This is a genomic window from Anaerocolumna chitinilytica, from assembly GCF_014218355.1.
GTDB classification, from domain to species: domain Bacteria; phylum Bacillota; class Clostridia; order Lachnospirales; family Lachnospiraceae; genus Anaerocolumna; species Anaerocolumna chitinilytica.
Genome location: NZ_AP023368.1, coordinates 468,100 through 483,971 on the forward strand (window position 1 = coordinate 468,100; position 15,872 = coordinate 483,971).

The window sequence follows — 15,872 nt, forward strand, 5'->3', positions numbered from 1 at the left end:
TTACGACTATTGTTGATGAAAAAGCCATCAGGCCTTTGCTATATCGGAGAACTAGATGTGGAAAGCCTCTGAAATGTTTAAAAACAATAAACAATTAAACTATCACAAGGTCAGACACAAGCCTATACATTAAAATATGAAGGAAATTTCCCCCATGTCATTCGGAAAGTCGCTAGAAGGCTAACTTCTGGAAGCATAGCAGTCATTTGAATTTAGTGAGTTTATACTATTACACAATACCAATTGATTATTAACTAATTAGTTCTATTGGTTTAAGTTAATAAGCAATATTTTTTATAGTTGAAATGTTATTATTGAGTAGTAAATTATTAATAACGGAACCCATTTGTTTAAGTGATTTTAAGGAGGATAATGAGATGAAATTATTTATTGGTAGTTCGAAGGAAGCTACAGAGGTAATGGATGATATTGCATTATATCTTGAAGATTTATGTTGTGAAGTAATCAAATGGGATGCTCCGACTACGTTTAAACCTGGTGAATATACTCTTGAAGCCCTATGTAGGATTAATGAACAGGTTGATGCAGCAATTTTTATACTTACTGCCGACGATAGAGTATGGTATAGAGGCCAAGATACAATTCAGCCGAGAGATAACGTATTATTTGAATTTGGATTATTCTGTGGGAAACATGGAATTAAAAAAACGATAATAATTAAGAAGGGAGAAATAAAAATTGCTTCGGACTTTAATGGAATAACACTAATTGATTATTCAAAAAGGCTAAGGGCTCAACGAGAGATTAAGGATTGGTATGAATCCCTGATGAATAATGTAATGATGTGGATTGAGGGCACTTGGGATTTGTTTTATTACCATAATACCGATGACACAAATCCTGATGGGGTAGCCGTAATTTATAATGAGAAGCAAAACTTTAAAATGAAAGTAAATTTAAAACAATCAAAAAATGGAAAAGAATTGAGTTACCTTTTTGAATATAACGGATTTTATTATAATAATGAGATTATTGCTGTATATAAAACATTACCCGAACAATGGCCAGCAATGTGTGGAACAGTGGTAATCAGTATGAGTGGCAACAGGAAAATACTGGTGGGTGGCTCCCTTTATGTTAATCATTTCTCGAAATTGGTTAATGATAAATTTATAATGAAACGCCGTAATGATTAAACTTATGGTACTATAATATTTTATGAAAGTAAGTTAAATGGCCCTCAAAATTATCAGTTGTATGTGAATGGGGTAACAAAGTACTTCCTACCAATAAGTAGACCATTTCTTACTCTTCTTGAATGTTGTGTTTTTGCTCTGTATAATGTCACAATTATGTGGAAAAAGTTCCAGATGACTTCTCTTGCCGTATTTATGTTCTCTGATACATGGTTTTATATATAGAAAGACCATCATTCTTTAGTTAGGAATGCACATTAAAAGTGGAAAGAAAAATAGTCCTTGAGATATAAATATTATTTAATAGGTACAGATTCCATCTATAAGCAGTAACCAAGTCACCGGTAGTCAGTCCTGCCTTACAACCTTACCTCACACCCTAACCTCATAATACCTCATCTCCGAAACCGCCCTAAACCCGCAACCCGTATAGATACTAAGTGCCCTGTCATTCTTAGCCTCAACATCAAGTGCAGCCACAGGCATCCCCTGATCAAATATAATCCGAAGTGCTTCCCTTAAAGCTACCTTCCCATAACCCTTTCCTCTATACTCAGGAAGAATACCAAATCCATATATAAAGCCTTCCGTTTCTGAGAAATCAATACGTATCTTACCAACACATTCTCCTGTTAGTTCAATGAGATAAGTATTAACCAAAAGAGTAGGGTCTTCACTGCGTGCACCATCTGCGGCAGTTTCCTCCTCTTCCTGTTCCACCTCATCCGCATACAATATTCTATCCAGGCGGTGAATCAAAGCCACATCCTCAGTAGCCGCCTCACGTAAGGTAACTTGCGAAACATCTGCATTGCTGCCAGTTGAGACATATTCTGAAACTGGTAGTATCATCCTATGCTCTGAGAAGGCATAGTCCCCTCCAACCGATTCGATAAAGCGAATACCGGATTCTGATTTCCCGTCTGTTAGCAGCAGGAGCTTATCTTTCCCGAAGCGTTTACATTCTGCCAGAGCATGGTCATAGAGTCCATGAAAGAGACCTATACCTCTGTAATCCGGATGTGTCATACCATTTAGTTCATAGATATTGCCCCCAAAGCTGCAGATACCAAGGTAGGAGACCGGCTTCTCATCAGAATAATACAAATATTCTTTCATACAGCATGGATTTGTATTGGCAGTATTCTTATTATCTAAGAGATTCTTCTTATAGTCCAATTCTAATTTTAGGTTGATACCTTCCTTTTTAACAACGCCTTCCAGTGCAGCAAGCTCTGCACAATCCTTTTCCGTCAGATATTCCTTCATAAGTATATAACCGTTCTTCATATTATCGTTCACTCTTACACTCCTAACCAGACAAGCCATAACCTTGCCTTGTAATTTCTTTACATACAATTATATACCTTTCCACCTCTTCGTCAAAGGCTAGAATAATTATAGTAGAACTACCCTACGCTTAAATGCAGAAACAGAGGGTATCCCAAAGTCCATGCAGACTCTGGAACACCCTCTGATCTTCTTAAGTTTTAGTATATAAGGAAGGGTTAATACCTGGAATTTTATAGAACACGAGTTGTATTCTAACAGTAGGAGGTACCAGGAATATTGAACCCAACTTAAGATTTCGCTTTTTCCAATTACTATTATAATCGTAAAGTGCAATATTTTCACTATGTGACAATAAGTGTGACAAGATTTTTGATATTTTCGTCACAATTTTTTTTCTGACGTTTTCTTTGACTTCCTATTAGGTAGTTGCTATAATGTTCTCAAAAATGTGCATATATAGCATAAAATGGGAGAACAATGTATGGGCGGTAATATTATGGAGAGAAATGAACGGGAAGCCAATAGGCTTGCAGCACAGATTACACTGATTACGATTTTGTTTCTTGCGTTGGTTTATGTTCTGAATGTATTAAGAATTTTTATTGCACCCCAAGGCCCCATGACAGTGGCGATGGGAACGGCAGCCCTTCTGATGCTGGTACCGACTTTTCTGGTGCGGGTATTAAAGCGTAATGATGTTTATGTGAAGTATGTAATTGTAGCTTGCTGTATTCTGATGGTCGCAGTGCTTTCCCTGCTTCTCTCCTGGCATGTTGTACTATTGTTCGTCTATCCCATTGCAATTGCAAGTTTGTATTTCTCCAGACCTTTAAGCTGGTTTGCGGTAATTGTTTCGCTGCTGCTTTTTTCTGGCAGCCAGGTGGGGGCTTTGTATGCAGGAGGAGTAAGTGACCATAATTTGACCGGGCTTTATGAAGTAGTCCTTTATGGTGTTGCACCAAGAAGTATTGAGCTGTTAGCTCTGGCTACCATCTTTATTAATCTGTCCGGCAGGACCAAAGGTCTCCTTACCAGTATGGTAAGTGCTACGGACCAGCAGAAAGCCCTGGAGCAGATTGTTGCACTGACCGATAAATCCCATGAGGTGACGAATACCCTGAACAGTTCTGTAAAGGAATTATCAGAGGTTACCGGTCATGCGATTATGAATAATGAACAGATTAAGGATATGGCAAAGAATATTGTGGATGATTCCAGACAGACCATTCATTATGTGAAGGAGACCGGCTCTGTTATGGCAGCAGTGGCAACGGACTTACGGACAATAGCGGACAATAACCAGAAGATCTCCAGCGTCTCCAGAGAAGCCAAAGGTCTGACGGAAGAAAACACCCTTAATATGAAAGCAGCTGCTAAGAGTATTCAAAGTATTCATGAGGCTACCACAAAGAGCCGTGATATTATTCTAAGACTTGGTGAACAATCCAATGAGATCGGAGATATTGCCCAGATTATTAAAAATATTGCTGCCAATACCAATCTTCTCTCCTTGAATGCTTCCATTGAATCAGCACGGGCAGGGGAACAGGGCAAAGGCTTTGCAGTAGTTGCTTCGGAAATCAGAGGCCTTGCAGAGCAGTCCCAGCAAGCAGCCGATAATATCGCACTTCTTATTCAAAAGGTAGTAGGTGATACCATGGAAGCCGTGAAATCCATGGATTACAATGCAAAGCTTGTTGAGAATGGATTAGAGTTGGTTATTAAAGCAAATCAATCCTCAAATGATGTTACTGCTTCCATTGAGAAGATGAATGAAATGGCGGTTGGTATTGCGGATCTGTCAGAAACCGTAGCCGGCAGCGGTGATAGAATTCATAGAGCAGTAGAGGGTATTAATAAACACACGGTAGAAAGTATGGACCGTTTAGAAGGAATCTTAAAGGCTTCAGAAGAACAAATGGTATCTATGAGAGAAGTTGCTGCCGGTGTGGAGGTTATTGATATGACCTCGGAAGAGCTTCTTTCGGTGGTAACAAAGAGCAGAAAATAATGTGAATAAGCAGGTGACAATGATGGATAGAAGAAAAGAATTAAAAAGTCAGTATAAAGATTTAAAACCGGATATGGGGATGTACCTGATTCGCTGTGAGGAAACGAAAAAGTATCACTTGGAGACCACCAAGAACCTAAAAGGACATATGAACGGGGCTGCCTTTAAGCTTGAGACCGGGAACCACCCTGTCAGAGAACTTCAGAAGGAATGGAAAGCCCTCGGAAAAGACAAGTTCTCTGTTGAAATTGCAGAGCATCTGGAATACAAAGAGGATGCAGAGGATAGTTATTATGATCAGGAATTGTTACTGATGAAGATGCTGTGGGAAGAAAAACTGAAGGAAGAGGGACTGACGGCCTACAGCAAATAGCTTGCTTTCGCAGCTGTTATTGATTTATAATAGCTATGTTTATATGAGTAATCAAACCAAAGGAGTACTACATCAATGGATATTATCAAGCAGCTAGCCAGTGAGCTTGCCATACGCAATGATCAGGTAGAAGCCACTGTGAAATTAATAGATGAAGGAAACACAATTCCCTTTATCGCCAGATACCGCAAAGAGGTTACCGGCTCTTTAAATGATGAAGTATTGCGTAATCTCCATGAGCGTCTGCTATACCTGCGTAATCTTGAAGAAAAGAAAGCAAGTGTTTTAGCAAGTATTGAAGAGCAGGGAAAGTTAACAGAGGAGCTGAAGGCTCAGATTCTTGCCGCCGCTACTCTTGTAGTGGTAGAAGATCTTTACCGCCCTTACCGTCCGAAGAGAAGGACCAGAGCAACCATTGCCAAGGAAAAAGGTCTTGAACCCTTAGCGAATATTATACTCCTTCAGATGACGGACAAACCCATCGAAAAAGAAGCGGAAAACTTTCTGGATCCAGAAAGGGAAGTTAATACAATAGAAGAAGCCATAGCAGGAGCGATGGATATCATCGCTGAAAATATTTCCGATGAAGCAGATTACCGTATTCATATCCGTAAAGTTACTTTTGAGGAAGGGGCTATTATCTCTGTTGCAAAGGATGAGAAGCAGGAAAGTGTTTATGAGATGTACTACAGCTTTGATGAGAAGCTGACTAAGCTTGCCGGACACAGGGTACTTGCCCTGAACCGCGGAGAAAATGAAAAATTCCTTACCGTTAAGCTACAAGCACCGGAGGATAAGATATTGCTTTATCTTGAGACAAAAGTGATTGTCAGAGATAATCCACATACCACAGAGATACTGAAGAAGGTGGTTGCAGACAGCTACAGCCGTCTGATTGCACCTGCAATCGAACGTGAAATCCGGAATGACCTGACGGAAAAGGCAGAAGACGGAGCCATCAAGGTATTCGGTAAGAACTTAGAACAGCTCTTAATGCAGCCTCCTATTGTGGGACAGGTGGTCCTTGGCTGGGACCCGGCTTTTCGTACCGGCTGTAAGCTTGCGGTGGTAGATGCTACGGGAAAGGCACTGGATACGGTAGTGGTATATCCCACAGCCCCTCAGAATAAGGTGGAGGAAGCGAAAGCTACCGTTAAGAAATTAATTCAGAAGTATGGAATTACTCTGATATCTGTAGGAAACGGTACCGCTTCCAGGGAATCCGAGCTGATTATAGCGGATATGTTAAAGGAATACCACGGAAAAGTACAATACATTATTGTGAATGAGGCAGGTGCTTCCGTATATTCTGCCAGTAAGTTAGCTACGGAAGAATTCCCGAACTTTGACGTAGGACAAAGAAGTGCGGTATCTATAGCAAGAAGGCTTCAGGACCCTCTGGCAGAACTTGTTAAGATTGATCCGAAAGCAATCGGAGTAGGACAATACCAGCATGATATGAACCAAAAGAAGCTCTCAGATGCTTTAACAGGAGTGGTAGAAGATTGCGTAAATAAAGTCGGAGTAGACCTAAACACCGCCTCTGCCTCCCTCTTAGAATATATCTCCGGTATCACAAAGACCATTGCGAAAAATATCGTCTCCCACAGAGAAGAGAATGGTCCCTTTACAGACCGTAAGCAATTGCTTAAAGTTGCTAAGTTAGGTCCGAAAGCTTATGAGCAGTGTGCCGGTTTCCTTCGTATCCTGGAGGGGAATAATCCGTTGGATAGTACCAGCGTGCATCCGGAATCCTATGAAGCTGCCAATAAACTGCTGGAGAAGTTAAACTTCGCAGCTTCCGATATCCGTGGAGGGAAGCTATCCGGCCTGTCCAAAATGGTAAAGGATAAGAAAGCCATGGCAGCAGAACTATCCGTAGGAGAGATTACCTTAATCGATATTATCAAGGAGCTTGAAAAGCCCGGCAGAGATCCCAGGGAGGAGATGCCAAAGCCTATCTTAAGAACAGATGTCCTTGAGATGAAGGACCTGACAGAAGGTATGATATTAAAAGGCACGGTGCGCAATGTAATTGACTTTGGAGCCTTTGTCGATATCGGCGTTCATCAGGACGGCCTTGTGCATATCTCAGAGCTTAACAGTAAGAAATTTATTAAGCATCCCCTGGAGGTAGTCAGCGTCGGAGATATTGTGGATGTGAAGGTTATGAAAGTAGACTTAGGAAAGAAGCGTATACAGCTTACCATGAAACTTTAAGATAAGCCTTCACAAGAAACACAGGCAGAATAACTAATAAAAGGTAAGTAAAAGCCAAGATAATAAGTTTTATAGCATACATCAACAAAATAAGCAGCAGCCCTGTTATTTGAAAGACTTTATAAGTCGGAAAAGTAACAGGGCTGCTTTTCTTTGTCACCATCAAATGACAGAAAGGGCTGAAATTCAGAAAGGAAAAGAGGTTGCTGTAAAATGCCTGTTCTTGTGAAACTTTATTGGAAAATACTGCGATGAAAAGATAGAGGGAAATCAACTTTCCAACTTGTGCTATGAAAAAGTGTGTTTTATAATCTTAGGAGCTGGTAAATATTTACTTATTTTATAGGAAGCGAAAGAGAGGAGGAGATCTATTGAAAAGGCTAAAAAATCTAATAATACCTATTCTATGTGTTCTGGCATTGCTGATCTTTGCGGGAGAGCCCTTAAGAGAAGCGAATGCAAAAAGTCTGAGTCAAACAGTCGAAACTGTTAGCACGAATAAAAGTCTGAATGGAAGGCTGAACCAACAGGAAAGCAATATCTTAAATACACTGACTGAAAATATTCGTTTTGTTGGAATGCCGGGGAAGGAGGATCTAGGCGAAGGGAAATCGGAGTATGAGAGTTTTTTAGTTCAATACCTTGGCATGAATCAGGTGAACTTGAGCGCGAATACCTTGGAACAGGTGGATTCCAGGATGAAGGAAGTGAATTATCTGCTTCAGATGGAAAAGAAAACAAAGGTAAGCGAACTCTCTACAGACAGTAAAGAGATCGCCATAGGTCTTACCAAAGATATCTTTTCTGTATGCGGCCTGGCAGCAGGCTTTAATCCGGCGGGAGAATTAATCAGCTTATCCGATAAATCCGGGAACCTAACTCTGGCAGATGAGGGTTCCTATAAAAAGAATATTAACTCCGGAATATTACTATTGGTGATTGCAATTGTGGGAATCCTTCAGGTAGTCTGCTATATCCTGTCGAGAAAATCACGAATTATGATAAAGGATGTGAAATACAATGGCTTTCATAAAGAAGAATATGCCCGGTAGGTACCTGTTATTAGTGGATTGTATCTGTATTGTAATATCCTATGTACTGGCAGCCTGTATCCGTTACAGTATGGTAACCAGATATTGGTACTATAATACTTTCGATTGGGCACTAATTTTTACGATTCTTCTTTACAGCGGAATTTTTATTGCTGTAAATCCCTATAAAGGATTTTCCAAGAGAGGTTTTTTTGATGAACTGGCCAATGTCTGTAAATTAAATCTGGCCCTGTCTTTATCCATTACCGCATTTTTGTTTTTAACCCAGGAGGGAGCAGCCTTTTCCAGGTTGTTTTTTCTTCTGTTTATTCTGCTGAATGTGCTGATTACTTATACTTCCCGCCTGTATTTTAAATGGTTGCTTTTAGGTGTGTATAAAAAGAGCATGTCAAACAGTAAGATTATGATTGTCACAACCTCCGTCCAGGCGACAGATATGTTAAGCCGTATTAACAGTGAGAATACCTGGGAGTATGTGGTTACTTATCTGACAATTGTGGATACGGATATGGTGGGAAAGCGGGTTCACGGAGTGCCGGTTAAGGCCAATGAAAGCAATATGTTTGAAGTCGCAAGGAAAGAAGTTCTGGATGGAGTGCTTATTCATCTTCCAAGTGATTATGCAGAAACCGTCAACCTGGAAGATATTATTGAACAGTTTCAGAACATGGGCGTTGATGTAAGTCTAAGCATACATACCTTTGGTCTTAGACTTTCCGAGCAGACAATACAGAATATGAGCGGATATCATGTATTGACCTTTAGCAATAAGGTCTTTAATGAATACCATTTACATATTAAAAGAATTATGGATATTTTAGGCGGCCTGGTTGGCTGTATCTTAACTCTTCTTCTGGGAATTTTCATTGCACCTGCTATAGTGCTTGAGTCACCGGGGCCGGTATTGTTCTCCCAGACACGGGTTGGTAAGAACGGAAGAAGATTCAAAATATATAAGTTCCGTTCCATGTGTGCAGAGGCCGAAGAGAAAAAGGCCGGACTTTTAGCACAGAATGAAGTTTCAGGTCAGATGTTTAAGATAACCAATGATCCCCGCGTAACAAAAGTGGGAAATTTTCTTAGAAAAACCAGTCTTGATGAGTTCCCCCAGTTCTTTAATGTATTAAAAGGGGACATGAGCCTGGTGGGAACAAGACCCCCTACGGAGGAAGAATTTCTCCATTATGAAGGGAGGCATAAAAGAAGACTTGCTCTAAACTGCGGGCTGACCGGGCTGTGGCAGGTAAGCGGCAGAAGTGATATCAGGGATTTTGAGGATGTCGTGAATCTGGATTTAAAATATATAGATAACTGGTCTCTTCGTATGGATATAAAGATAATTCTAAAGACCATCTATGTGGTACTATTCGCAAGAGGATCAAGATAGCAGGAGGAAATAGCTTGGAAAGGCTTATAGACATTCACTGCCACATACTTCCGGCAGTGGATAACGGGTCTGTCAGTATGGACCAGACAAGAAGGATGTTAACCAATGCACATGAAGAAGGTATTACATATATTATAGCAACTCCACATTACGGTGCGGGCTGTATCAACTCCCGAAGTTCGGAGCTTGAGGAGAAGCTGCACCAGGTTCAAAAGGCAGCCAAAGAGATTGATTCAGAATTTCAGGTGGAGCTTGGCAATGAAATATTTTACAGCCAGGATATTGCACAGCATCTGCGCAAGGGAATGGCCAGGACTTTAGCCGGAACCAGGTATTGCCTGGTTAAATTTTTAGAGGATGAGGAGTATTCCTTTATGAAGTCGGGGCTTCATAGTCTCTTAATTCAAGGGTATTATCCCGTACTGGCACAGGTGGAGAGCTATCGCTGCCTGTACGAGAATTATGATAATATCGCAGCTCTGATCAATCTTGGAGTGTATATGCAGATGAATAGCAGGAGCTTAACCGGGAGTGTACTTAATCCCAATGTCAGATTTGCAAGGCGGCTGATGGAGTATGATATGGTTCACCTGCTGGGTACAGGTTACAGCTCAGATGCACAAAAGTCGCCGGGATTAAAAGGGGGACTTTCCTTTATAAGCCGGTACTATGGGGAAGAAAGGAAGAATAACCTTCTTGAGAATACCGGAAAGCTGCTATTAAATGAGAAGATTGAACGACAGTTATTTCGCTATGTTTAATATTCCTGCAGTAAATTATTTTTACAGTAGATTCAGAAAGCGAGGACATTCATGGAACTGGAAAAAACAGAAGAGATTGAAATTAATGTCAAGGAAATAATCTATGCGTTGTTAGATAAAATCTGGATACTATTTTACGCTGCGATTATTTGTGCACTGCTTGGAGGCATAGCAACGAAATTACTGGAAACACCGGTTTATTCCTCCACTACAAAACTATATGTTATTAACCGTCAGGATCCGGATAAGACCATAACCAGCACGGATTTATCAGCCGGAAGCTTGCTGATAAAGGATTTTGAGATACTGGTTACCAGCAGGCCGATCTTAGAAAAAGTGATACATGATTTAAACCTTTCGGTCAGCCAGGAGGAGCTGATAAGTGAAATATCCATTAACATACCGGAAGAAACGAGAATTCTTGAGATAACAGTTAAGAACAAGGATCCGTTTATGGCGAAGAAACTGGCGGATAAGCTGGCTGATGTTTCTGCAGAGCAGATGATAAGTGTAATGGATATTGAGAAAGTGAATGTTGTTGAGAGAGGACGAATTCCAACCTCTCCAACTGATAACAAGTTTAAAAAGAACACCATGTATGGAGGAATCTTAGGGCTTGGAGCAGCGATGGCGTTAATTATCTTCCTGTATCTTAGCAATGATCATATAAAGACAAATGAAGATATTGAGCGGTTCTTAGGATTAGTTCCACTGGCAGAGATTCCGCTGGAAGAGGATATCCTGAATACCAGAAGAGTAAGAGCACAATTAAAGCGGGCATATAAAAAAGGTTACAAAGGAGGACTTAAAAATGCAGTCAGTTAATATTGAGCTGGAAGCAAGCCTGGATTTTAGAAGCTATGAAGCCTATAACACCTTAAGAACGAATATCCAGTTCTGCGGTAAAGACATTCAGACCATCTGTATCACCAGCTGTACACCGGGAGAAGGAAAATCCACCGTATCGGTTCGTCTGGCGGCTTCTCTTGCAGAAACCGGAAAAAAAGTCTTGTTTATTGATGCAGATTTAAGGAAGTCGGTATTGATAAAAAGGCTGAAAATAAATCAGTCCGTGCTAGGTTTATCCCAATTTCTGTCTGGGATGAATACCTCGGAAGAGATAACCTATGGAACCAATATTACGGGACTTGATATTATTTTTACCGGGCCCATGCCGCCCAATCCTTCCGATTTGCTGAGTAATAAATATTTTAAGGAATTGCTTCAAAGAGAGCGGGAAGTTTATGACTATATCATCATCGACACACCGCCTTTAGGGCTGGTAATTGACGGTGCCAACGTAGCAGAGAGCTGTGATGGTGCGGTGGTGGTAATACAGGCCGATGCCAATAGTTATAAATTTGTTCAGAAAATAATGAAACAATTAGAAAAGAGCAACTGCCGTGTGTTAGGGGCTGTGCTGAACAAAGTAGAGACCAAGCACCAGGCAAGATATTATGGCAAAAAGTATAAACAGTATTATGGAACGTCCTATGCTGCGGATGTGTAAGGCAGATTACTAAAATAATCATGAACCAACGGGAGAACCTATGAAAAAATTTATAATACTGGCCGGAATAGTAACTGCAATGCTCTTTTGTGCCTTGATTTATATTGTAATAGGAGAAGATAAAACGGCTCCTGTAATAATGCAGGAGAACCAGAATCTGGTCTATAAGGACGGAGAAGACGAGAATTTGCTTCTAAACGGCATAAAGGCGGAGGATGATGTCGACGGTGATGTAACATCTTCCATTATGATAGGAGATATTGTAACCATGCCGGATAAAGAAGCTGCGAAGATTACTTATCTTGCCAAGGACACCAGCAACAATGTGGGAGTGCTTGATATTGTAATTCCCTTTGAAGCAAGTACGGCAAATAATAGTAAGACAGAAGCAGCCACTTTAAAAACAGCTGATGAACAGCAAGAGTTGAATCAGCAGCAAGAGAAGGCAGAAGATAAAATTCCGGTGATAAGTTTAACAACGACGGAAGCAGAGTTAAAGACAGGAGAGGATTTTCATCCTGAAAAGTATATAAAAGATATAAAAGATGATAAGGATTCCATACAGACGTTACTTCAGAATATTACCGTAACAGGAGATTATGACACTGCCAAAAGCGGAACCTATGTCCTGTTAATTACTACCAGGGATAGCGATGATAATAAATCCGAAGGAGCCACACTGGTTCTAAAGGTAAAACCCTGACCCTGAAAACAGCTCTCTTATCCAAAGGAGGAGCCATGGAAGGATATATCGATATACATAGTCATATAATTCCGAAAGTGGATGACGGTGCTGAAAGTACCGAAACAGCGCTTCGTATGCTGGCATTGGCATATAGGGAAGGTGTTCGTTCTATGATAGCAACACCACATGTGTCTTACAAGAAAAATGAGAGCAGATACCGGCAATTAAGTGCAGCTTTTTCTAAGCTGCAGGAGAAATCAGAACAGGAACTTCCTGACTTGAAGCTCTATTTTGGGAGTGAGATCTATTATAGTCAGGATACGGTACACGGCCTTGAAACAGGTGAGATTCCGACTCTTGCCGGCACAAGCTATGTACTGGTAGAGTTCACCCCCTCCTGTGAATACCGGTATCTGAAAAGCAGCCTTCAGAACCTTGTAATGAGCGGCTTTAAACCAATAATAGCCCATGTGGAACGTTATTATAATCTAAATAAAGAGATTAGGATGTTAGAAGATCTGGTTGCTATGGGAGCCTATTTACAGTCCAATGCCATGAGTATCCTGGGGGAGAATGGCAGGGAAGCCAAAAAGGTCACAAAAAGTATCTTAAAGAGTGGGCTATTACACTTTATTGCCACAGATAGCCATAATGAGAGTTCAAGACCGCCAAAGCTAGAGAAATGCCTGACAATGACACGTAAGCGGTATGGTGAAAAATATGCGGCCGAACTGTTTATGAATAATGCAAGGAAACTGCTCAATGACCAATATATTTAATGAGCTTTTTTATCCCATTTTTACAGACCTTCATGTTGCCGCTGCCACTTACCTGATATCCTCTATACTCCCCGCTTTATTAGCCCTTGTAACCTTTGATACCACCTACCTGCTGCTCTATCGAAAGAAGAGAAAAAGTACGGAGGTGTTTCGAAAAAGCAGTCAGTTTCTATTATATCTGCTGTTTTTTTACCTGGCATTTGCTTTCTATCTGACAGTATTATCAAGACCAACCGGATCCAGGACCAGAGTGGACTTAATGCCTTTCGCTACGATGTCAGTACGGGCAGCAGGGAATGTATATGCAGCGGAAAATATTTTGCTATTTATCCCTTTTGGGTTCTTGTACCGCCTTCTCCCCTTTACGGCTAACAAACTTGGAAAGTGTTTCAGGAGCGGCATTATACTCAGTGTTTTTATCGAAATGGTTCAATTTATCACCGGCAGAGGATACCTGCAGACCGACGATGTAATTTTAAATGCATTTGGTTGTATTATTGGATATATTATTGGGAATCAGTTAATAAAATTAACAGACAGCCTTCTGTTACGTTCAGGATAAGGAGCTATATGAATAAGAGCAGCAATGATCTGAAAGAAAATATAATAGAGTTATTCGCCTATTTAAAAAAGCGGATTCTTTGGATACTACTTAGTGGAATCACTTTTGGAGTTCTGGTTTGCACCGCTTACTATTATCTTGTGCCGGAGGAATACCAGGCAGCGATTAAAATTCAATCCGGAATGCAGGTCAGCAATGATTTTACCAGATTAATTACCAGCAGGCCGATTTTAGAACAGGTAATCTATGAGGCAGGAGTAGATATGACGCCGGAGGAATTGGACAGTGCGTTTTTTATCTCGATTGTAGGAGATTCCAGAGTAATGGAGATGGAAGTAAGCGATTATGATCCGAAGCAGGCGGTGACTCTAGTCCGGGCTTTTCTAAAAACTGCAAAGGCTGACTATGGAACTATCTTTAACCTGAGAGTTGTAGAAGACACCGGAGAGGCCTACCCTTTGCCAAAAGAGTACGCAGGCAGTTTTCTTAGAAGTTTTCTTATCGGTGCCGCCGTTTGCATTGTAATTATTTCTATCAAATATTTTCGCAGCAGTAAAATACAGAAGGCAGATGAAATCGCAGAACTGCTTCATTTACCGATTCTGGCCGTATTGCCACGATGGGATATACAAAAACGAAAGTAGGGAGGATTAGACATGAAAATAAAGGAAGGATTTTTGCTCCGGGAAATAGCGGGCTCTTTTGTTGTAGTACCTATCGGACAGAGGGTGATTGATTTTAACGGGCTTATGAGTCTTAACGAAAGCGGGGCCCTGCTTTGGGCGAGGCTTGAAAAGGGCATAAAATCAATAGAAGAATTAGTTGGAATTCTATGTGAGAATTATTTGGTGGAAAGGGAGACAGCAAGGGAAGACATTGAAATCTTCCTAAATAAAATTTCAGAGAGAGGATTGATGGAGGATGGCAATGGATTGGGGGCAGTTAAGTGCGCAGCTGACAATGGATTCGTTTAAGCAGCAGCTGCCTTTTATGGGCCAGTTTGAGCTGACCACTAGGTGTAATTTTGGCTGCCGTATGTGTTATACCTGTTCTGGGTTAAGCCATAGCGCACTAAAAGAAAAGGAACTGAGTGCGAAAAGCTGGATTCAGCTTGCAAAGGAGGCATATGATGCCGGAATGCTCTTTTTGCTGTTAACAGGAGGGGAAATCTTTTATCGGGAAGATTTTCGTGAAATATATGAAGAAATAACGCAGATGGGTTTTATTGTGAGTTTATACAGCAATGGTTCCCTTATCAACGAGAAAGTAATAAACTGGTTGGCGAAAAGACCGCCTTCCCAGATAGATATTACGCTATACGGAGCATCTCCTGAGACTTATAAAAGGGTATGCGGAAATGCAAACGGGTTTTACAAGACCTTAGAAGGAATCAGACTGTTAAAAGACGCCGGTATTGAGGTTCAGATAAGGAGTACCATAATTCAGGAAAATCTTGCCGATCTGGAACAGATGATGGAGATAGCTGAAGGACTGGAGCTAAAATTAAATATTGTGGATTACATATCACCGGGGAGAGAAATAAACAACAGGGATACAGGAAGATTGGAGCCCTCCCAGCAGGCACAGCTTTTAAAGAGAATGGATGATTATAATAGCAGGACGGAGCCAGGATACCGAACAGAGGATTTCTATGAGGATAAGGAAAGTTTTTATGAGGCCTTAGACTGCTTTAAGTCCTTCGAAAGCCAAGGACCTTTTCCTTGTAATAGCGGAAAGAATTCCTTCTTTATTACCTGGGACGGCAGGATGGTACCCTGCCCCACTCTAAGTATTCCCTATTCAGAGCCATTATCTCAGGGGTTTCAAAAAGCCTGGAAGGACTTGGCTGATAAATGTCTGGAAGTGCCTACCTGTAAGACCTGTGAGAAATGCTCCTTACAGGAGAATTGCAGTGCTTGCCCTGGCAGGTTGTTAAGTGAAACGGGAAGCTTTGAAGAACCCGCTCCCTATCTGTGTGAGTTAACAAGAGAAAGATTAAAAATTCAAATATAAAGGAGAGAATGTATGAAGGATTATGTAAAACCGGCAATTGAGATAGTGGAATTAAGACCAGAAGAACGT

At 40.8% G+C, this 15,872-nt stretch carries 16 protein-coding genes; 15 read left to right on the forward strand and 1 reads right to left on the reverse strand.

The genetic code is table 11. The annotated features are described in order from the left end of the window. The first annotated feature begins 377 nt into the window (after window positions 1-377). A complete protein-coding gene (locus tag bsdcttw_RS02085; RefSeq protein WP_185257800.1) occupies window positions 378-1,157 on the forward strand; it encodes a nucleotide-binding protein in 780 nt (259 codons plus the stop codon). Between the two features lie 372 nt (window positions 1,158-1,529). Here the strand turns inward: bsdcttw_RS02085 and bsdcttw_RS02090 are convergent, their stop codons facing one another. Continuing rightward, window positions 1,530-2,459 (reverse strand): GNAT family N-acetyltransferase, encoded by a 930-nt coding sequence (locus bsdcttw_RS02090; RefSeq protein ID WP_185257801.1) that lies wholly within the window; start codon window positions 2,457-2,459, stop codon window positions 1,530-1,532. 472 nt (window positions 2,460-2,931) lie between these two features. On the opposite strand from bsdcttw_RS02090, the gene bsdcttw_RS02095 reads away from it, so the two are divergent. The 14 genes from bsdcttw_RS02095 to bsdcttw_RS02160 all read left to right on the forward strand — a co-directional run bounded on the left by bsdcttw_RS02095 (window position 2,932) and on the right by bsdcttw_RS02160 (window position 15,803). Continuing rightward, on the forward strand, window positions 2,932-4,461 hold the full coding sequence (locus bsdcttw_RS02095) for a methyl-accepting chemotaxis protein (protein ID WP_185257802.1): 1,530 nt from the start codon (window positions 2,932-2,934) through the stop codon (window positions 4,459-4,461). A 19-nt stretch (window positions 4,462-4,480) separates the two neighbouring features. Beyond that, window positions 4,481-4,834 carry a GIY-YIG nuclease family protein gene (locus bsdcttw_RS02100; protein WP_225903768.1) on the forward strand — a complete coding sequence of 118 codons (354 nt, stop codon included), beginning with the start codon at window positions 4,481-4,483 and terminating at the stop codon, window positions 4,832-4,834. Window positions 4,835-4,909: 75 nt separating this feature from the next. After that, complete coding sequence (locus bsdcttw_RS02105; RefSeq protein ID WP_185257803.1) at window positions 4,910-7,054, forward strand: Tex family protein; 2,145 nt, start codon at window positions 4,910-4,912, stop codon at window positions 7,052-7,054. Between the two features lie 371 nt (window positions 7,055-7,425). Next, window positions 7,426-8,106, forward strand: a complete 681-nt coding sequence (locus bsdcttw_RS02110) for a hypothetical protein (RefSeq protein WP_185257804.1) — start codon at window positions 7,426-7,428, stop codon at window positions 8,104-8,106. Continuing rightward, on the forward strand, window positions 8,075-9,493 hold the full coding sequence (locus bsdcttw_RS02115; RefSeq protein ID WP_185257805.1) for a sugar transferase: 1,419 nt from the start codon (window positions 8,075-8,077) through the stop codon (window positions 9,491-9,493). Before bsdcttw_RS02110 ends, bsdcttw_RS02115 begins: the two co-directional genes overlap by 32 nt. A gap of 14 nt (window positions 9,494-9,507) precedes the next feature. Next, window positions 9,508-10,254: a CpsB/CapC family capsule biosynthesis tyrosine phosphatase gene (locus bsdcttw_RS02120; protein ID WP_185257806.1), complete on the forward strand. Its 747-nt coding sequence runs from the start codon at window positions 9,508-9,510 to the stop codon at window positions 10,252-10,254. A gap of 51 nt (window positions 10,255-10,305) precedes the next feature. After that, window positions 10,306-11,079: a YveK family protein gene (locus bsdcttw_RS02125; RefSeq protein ID WP_185257807.1), complete on the forward strand. Its 774-nt coding sequence runs from the start codon at window positions 10,306-10,308 to the stop codon at window positions 11,077-11,079. Continuing rightward, complete coding sequence (locus tag bsdcttw_RS02130; protein ID WP_185257808.1) at window positions 11,066-11,764, forward strand: CpsD/CapB family tyrosine-protein kinase; 699 nt, start codon at window positions 11,066-11,068, stop codon at window positions 11,762-11,764. Before bsdcttw_RS02125 ends, bsdcttw_RS02130 begins: the two co-directional genes overlap by 14 nt. 40 nt (window positions 11,765-11,804) lie before the next feature. Next, window positions 11,805-12,467: a hypothetical protein gene (locus bsdcttw_RS02135; RefSeq protein ID WP_185257809.1), complete on the forward strand. Its 663-nt coding sequence runs from the start codon at window positions 11,805-11,807 to the stop codon at window positions 12,465-12,467. A gap of 35 nt (window positions 12,468-12,502) precedes the next feature. Next, a complete protein-coding gene (locus tag bsdcttw_RS02140; protein WP_185257810.1) occupies window positions 12,503-13,228 on the forward strand; it encodes a CpsB/CapC family capsule biosynthesis tyrosine phosphatase in 726 nt (241 codons plus the stop codon). Further along, a complete protein-coding gene (locus bsdcttw_RS02145) occupies window positions 13,212-13,790 on the forward strand; it encodes a VanZ family protein (protein ID WP_185257811.1) in 579 nt (192 codons plus the stop codon). The genes bsdcttw_RS02140 and bsdcttw_RS02145 overlap by 17 nt, the downstream gene beginning before the upstream one ends. 8 nt (window positions 13,791-13,798) lie before the next feature. Continuing rightward, complete coding sequence (locus tag bsdcttw_RS02150; protein WP_185257812.1) at window positions 13,799-14,434, forward strand: YveK family protein; 636 nt, start codon at window positions 13,799-13,801, stop codon at window positions 14,432-14,434. Between the two features lie 12 nt (window positions 14,435-14,446). Next, window positions 14,447-14,764 (forward strand): PqqD family protein, encoded by a 318-nt coding sequence (locus bsdcttw_RS02155; protein ID WP_185257813.1) that lies wholly within the window; start codon window positions 14,447-14,449, stop codon window positions 14,762-14,764. Next, window positions 14,718-15,803 carry a radical SAM protein gene (locus tag bsdcttw_RS02160; RefSeq protein WP_185257814.1) on the forward strand — a complete coding sequence of 362 codons (1,086 nt, stop codon included), beginning with the start codon at window positions 14,718-14,720 and terminating at the stop codon, window positions 15,801-15,803. Before bsdcttw_RS02155 ends, bsdcttw_RS02160 begins: the two co-directional genes overlap by 47 nt. Window positions 15,804-15,872 lie beyond the last annotated feature (69 nt).